Genomic DNA, 4420 nt, shown 5'->3' on the forward strand with positions numbered 1-4420 from the left:
AAAAAAAAAAAAAAAAAAAAAAATACAAAAAAACCCCTCAAAATTTTTTTTAGGGAGGAACCGTTTTTTGTAAACCCGTCTGATGCTTTTAACGCAGATGTCCCGATAACTTCCCCGATTATTGCCAGGAACAAGAATAGCCACTGCATCCTGTGATATCCTCCCGCCTATCTTGGTATTCAATCGGATCTCTTCCGGCCGATCATGAGAAATATGGAGAACCGCCTCATCTCTCCAGTAATGCTTGGCTTTGCCATTTCTGCTGCATTAATACTATGAACATCATCAAATCCCACTTTCAAGAAATCCTCTTGCAGAGCCGCCCGATCAAATCCGAAATGAAACACGCCCGTGTTATCCTCATGAAATTGGCCGCCATCCAGGTCCAGATCGGAAATGCACAGATAGCTGCCTGGGGCTATGACCTCATAAAGCTGAGCCAGAAGGGGCCCTATCTCCTTTATATGGTGAAGGGTCATATTGCTCACAACGAGATCGTAATTGCCCCTCAAAGGATCGCCCTTATCCAGATCGACAAGCACGGTGCTGACGTTATCCACCTTTTGTTTGGCGATCTTCTCATTGAATATGTCGAGCATCCCCTTCGAGCTGTCGACCCCTGTGACTGAACGGACAATTGGTTGCAGCCGGAGAGCCAGCAGCCCAGTGCCGCAGCCGAAGTCCATGATATCCATGTCATCCGTCAGGTCGATCTGTTCTGATATCGCACGGACGATGTCATCCGCCAGCTTGGACCTTGCTGGATTTTCGTCCCATTTGGCTGCCTCTTTATCGAAGTCCCGCTTTTCAGCGCTCATTGTGTTCTCTTCCTCGCATGCCGACAATTTAGGCATTGCGGCATGTGAACGCATGGCATCTCGCAGTACTTTGGTCATATCCGTCTTTCTTTGCTCTTATGAAATACTGCAAGAGGCAGATCATGTAGGCTCAAGCGCTTGATTGGGTTTCGCTTTGCCTTTAACGAGGCTGTGTGAGGAAATCATCTGCCGCAATGGCGAAGATATCGGGCGAATCCTTGTGAACCTCATGGCCTGCAAACGGAATATTGAGCAGTCCCGAGCCTTTGACAAGGCTGCGCAGTTCGCCCGCCTCTCTCAAAGAGAGCAGCTCGTCGTCATCACCACGAACAATCAGCAGAGGGCATTTGATAATCTGAACCGCTTCTCCTGGATAGCCGGTTGGCCCTAAGTCCGTCCATAGTCCCACAACCTTTTCCACCAGGGCATTGAAATCAGGATTGGGATTTACTTTTTCATAGTACCTCACGGAATCGGGAAACATCTCCATCCACATATCAGCGGTCAGACCAGCCAGCATAGAGAATGAGGGATCATCTTCTTTGAGGCGCCACTGGGCGCCTAATGTAACGAGCTTTTGTACCTTCGAGTTCTCCTCCGCGGCCATCCGATAGCCGACGATGCCGCCATCACTAAATCCGATGATTGAAACAGAAGAGATGTTCAGGTAAGTCAATACAGCTTCGACATCCGACTGATATCGTGCGTAGCTCAATCTCGCCGATCCTGTTGTGGACCTTCCGTGTCCACGAAGGTCGATACCGATAAAGCTAAATTGCGATGGAAGTCTTTCGAGAATGCCATTGAAGTCAATTATAGAACCAAGGCCACCATGAAGCAGCAAAAGAGGCTGGCCATTTGGATTTCCTGCAGTCTCAAAGTAGATACGGGCATCTTCAATCTGCAAATGCTGTCCATTCAAGTGATTAAAGCATTTCATTTCTGATTCCTTTCCAATCCCTTCTTAAATCGATCTCACTAATGCGTTCAGTGACTCTGCAACCTCAACCAGCTTATAGCAGTCAATGAGATCAGGCGTATCCAGGGAGGTGTGGGTCACAGTCTTCATCAGGTCGGCCATACGCTCAGACGTGAAGGCCATGGATGGAACCTGATTCTGCGCGAAAATCATATGATCTCCATTAAACCATTGCTCGCCAGACGCTAGGCTATTGAATCGCAAAAAGACATCTTCAGCCTTCTTCTCAAGCGAAAGAGGGCATTCGTAGAATGAGTATGCTGTTCTCCCAATTTTATAGCCAACATCATCGATGTTAATGGCAAGCATGATTTTGGGCATTTCAGTTCCGTATCGCTTCAGATAATCCATCTGGCCGCCCGCACTATAGTGGTCTTCGCCATTTAAAGCGACGATTTCAATGCAGTTCTCTCCACGATAGTCAGATAGCATCTGCGCACAAAGGAGCAATACGATTATGCCAGATGCGTTGTCTGAAGCACCGGGGGAGCCTTCGTATGCATCGATGTGTGCAGTGATAACAACCTTTCTCGGTGCATTGGAGTTTAGCCGGGCAATTATGTTTGTAGCCCTCGATGAAATCCGGATGGCATCGATCTTAAGCCGAAATAGACCATGCGTTATCGCCAGGATGTCTCCCACGATATCCTTACAGTAAACGCTTGGGATATCGAAATCTCCGTCGACGATTAGCGGAAATGGGTATAACGCCCCAGCCTGTTCCGGTTTTTTCTCGGTAGCGGTGATTATTCCCGCTGGCTTGCGGCTCTCCAAAAGGGCAATTATCTTTTGGTGATGCTCTGGATTGTAGAAGACGAAATTCTTCGGCATCAACTGCTCTTTGCATATTGCGCCCTTAATCAGCAGAATTTTTCCCTCGCAGTCGATGTTTTCCAGCTCTTCTATCGTTGAGACGGCGATCAGTTCCGCCAGGGCATCGCAGCCCATTGTATAGGGACTTGCATAGACCTCGTAAGCTTCTTCCTGGGACAATATTGCGCCATTACATATATGGTCCAGGCACTCAAAAGGAGTGGCATCAACTTCATATCCATAGGCACGGACGGTATTTGCAAAGAAATCCGTTGCGTCACGATTTCCCAATGATCCCGTTCGCCTATTCGGTTTCACATTGCATAAGAAATCGAGGTAGAACCGAGCTTTTGCAGTATAATTATCCTTGTTCATTTTATTTTCTCCCAGATCAATCCGTTCCTTCTATTGCCGTCTCAAACGACTTCAATGGTCTAATGGACGCTTAAATGGAAACGACGGTTTCGCAAGGAGAGGTTAACGCCTCATAGGGAACGCAGATTCCCAACATCTATATCCGTTGCCAGACACACGCCCTGCGAAACGCTTGTTTTTTTTATTCACCGCTTAGCTACATAGATCGCAGAGTGCCCTACCCTTCGAGGATGGCGAAAGAGCTTTTCTTGAACACTCCGGAGAACTGAGATGAGACTGGCTTAAGGCTATTTCAAGTCGATCTGAGCACTGCGAAGATAATCATACAGGTAATCATACAGGGGGGATAATTCACCCTCTGCTTGAAGGTACCTCTTGATACCATATGCTCATGAGAGACAGCCCAATCAAAGCCACTTCATTGCGCCGTATAGCCGCCGTCCACGGGATAGAATCCCCCGGTCGAGAATGTGCTTTGGTCAGAGAGCAGAAATGCTACCAAATAGGCCACTTCTCTCCGCTCTGCTAGCCGGCCCATTGGGTGCGATGCAGCGAATTGAGTGAGGATTTCTTTGGGCGTTTCACGCATTTTTGGAGTGTCAACATAACCGGGCCCAACAGCATTTATCCTCAGGCCCTTGTCTGCGAACTCGAGCGCGGCCGAGCGGGTCAGGCCAATGACGCCGTGCTTGGCAGCCGTGTAGGGAGCGAGCCCGGCCAGACCAACAACGCCATTCCCGGAAGACATGTTCACAATGGCCCCGCCACCACTGCTGAGAATTACCGGAATCTCGTATTTGAGACAAAAGAACACCCCTGTAAGATCCGTATCTATTACATCGTGCCAATCACAAATGTCATAATCGGGGATTGTGATGCCTCCAGGTCCTGTAATACCTGCATTATTGACGGCGAGGTGCAATGCACCGAAGCGTTCCAGAGTAGTGTCGATCAGGTTCTTGACAGAGCGGGGATCTCTGACATCCGTCTTACATACATAGACGCGCTTGCCGGTAGGGTCAAGTCCGTCACTCACCACTCGTGCCTGCTCTTCATGACGGGCGGCAATCACTACACTGGCACCTCGTTTAAATAACTCCTCGGCTATAGTCTCCCCCAAGCCGGTTGACCCACCGGTCACTATTGCTACTTTGCCGTCGAAATCCATCGTTCCACCTTAAACCAAATTCTAGTGTATCAGTTCCAAAATAGCATAGCAGCATTTAACGCTACGTACTGCCCAAGACCGGAAAAGAAGAGATGGTCTCCCAAGGAACAGCTTTAGCTGCTGAATGCTGGATGCCGGGATCTATATGCCTATCTCCAGCAGCAGCTGAGTATGCTTATCCCATTTCATCACATAAACACAGGCTGGAAGCCCCGCTCTTCAGGGCGGGGAGGAAAGCCGTAAATAGCCCACCAAAACCTTTATATC

Annotated in this window: 5 protein-coding genes; all 5 read right to left on the reverse strand. The window is 48.7% G+C overall.

Going from position 1 to position 4420, the window contains the following annotated elements:
- On the reverse strand, nt 1-149 hold a 149-nt coding region (locus BP727_RS00410), incomplete at its 3' end, for an SMR family transporter (protein ID WP_286856744.1).
- A gap of 30 nt (nt 150-179) precedes the next feature.
- Nucleotides 180-818, reverse strand: a complete 639-nt coding sequence (locus tag BP727_RS00415) for a class I SAM-dependent DNA methyltransferase (protein ID WP_273278977.1) — start codon at nt 816-818, stop codon at nt 180-182.
- A 160-nt stretch (nt 819-978) separates the two neighbouring features.
- Nucleotides 979-1758: an alpha/beta fold hydrolase gene (locus BP727_RS00420; RefSeq protein ID WP_273278978.1), complete on the reverse strand. Its 780-nt coding sequence runs from the start codon at nt 1756-1758 to the stop codon at nt 979-981.
- A gap of 24 nt (nt 1759-1782) precedes the next feature.
- Nucleotides 1783-2790 (reverse strand): M28 family peptidase, encoded by a 1008-nt coding sequence (locus BP727_RS00425; RefSeq protein WP_286856741.1) that lies wholly within the window; start codon nt 2788-2790, stop codon nt 1783-1785.
- Between the two features lie 613 nt (nt 2791-3403).
- Entirely contained in the window at nt 3404-4153 is a 750-nt protein-coding gene (locus BP727_RS00430) for an SDR family NAD(P)-dependent oxidoreductase (protein ID WP_286856742.1), read from the reverse strand.
- Nucleotides 4154-4420 lie beyond the last annotated feature (267 nt).

Source organism: Methanosaeta sp. UBA356 (assembly GCF_002496465.1).
In the GTDB taxonomy this organism is placed as follows: Archaea; Halobacteriota; Methanosarcinia; order Methanotrichales; family Methanotrichaceae; genus Methanothrix; species Methanothrix soehngenii.

What these genes read in the sequence shown, in the direction of transcription:
- BP727_RS00415 (WP_273278977.1), bottom strand. Translation starts at nt 818, where the DNA reads ATGAGCGCTGAAAAGCGGGACTTCGATAAAGAGGCAGCCAAATGGGAC.
- BP727_RS00420 (WP_273278978.1), bottom strand. Translation starts at nt 1,758, where the DNA reads ATGAAATGCTTTAATCACTTGAATGGACAGCATTTGCAGATTGAAGAT.
- BP727_RS00430 (WP_286856742.1), bottom strand. Translation starts at nt 4,153, where the DNA reads ATGGATTTCGACGGCAAAGTAGCAATAGTGACCGGTGGGTCAACCGGC.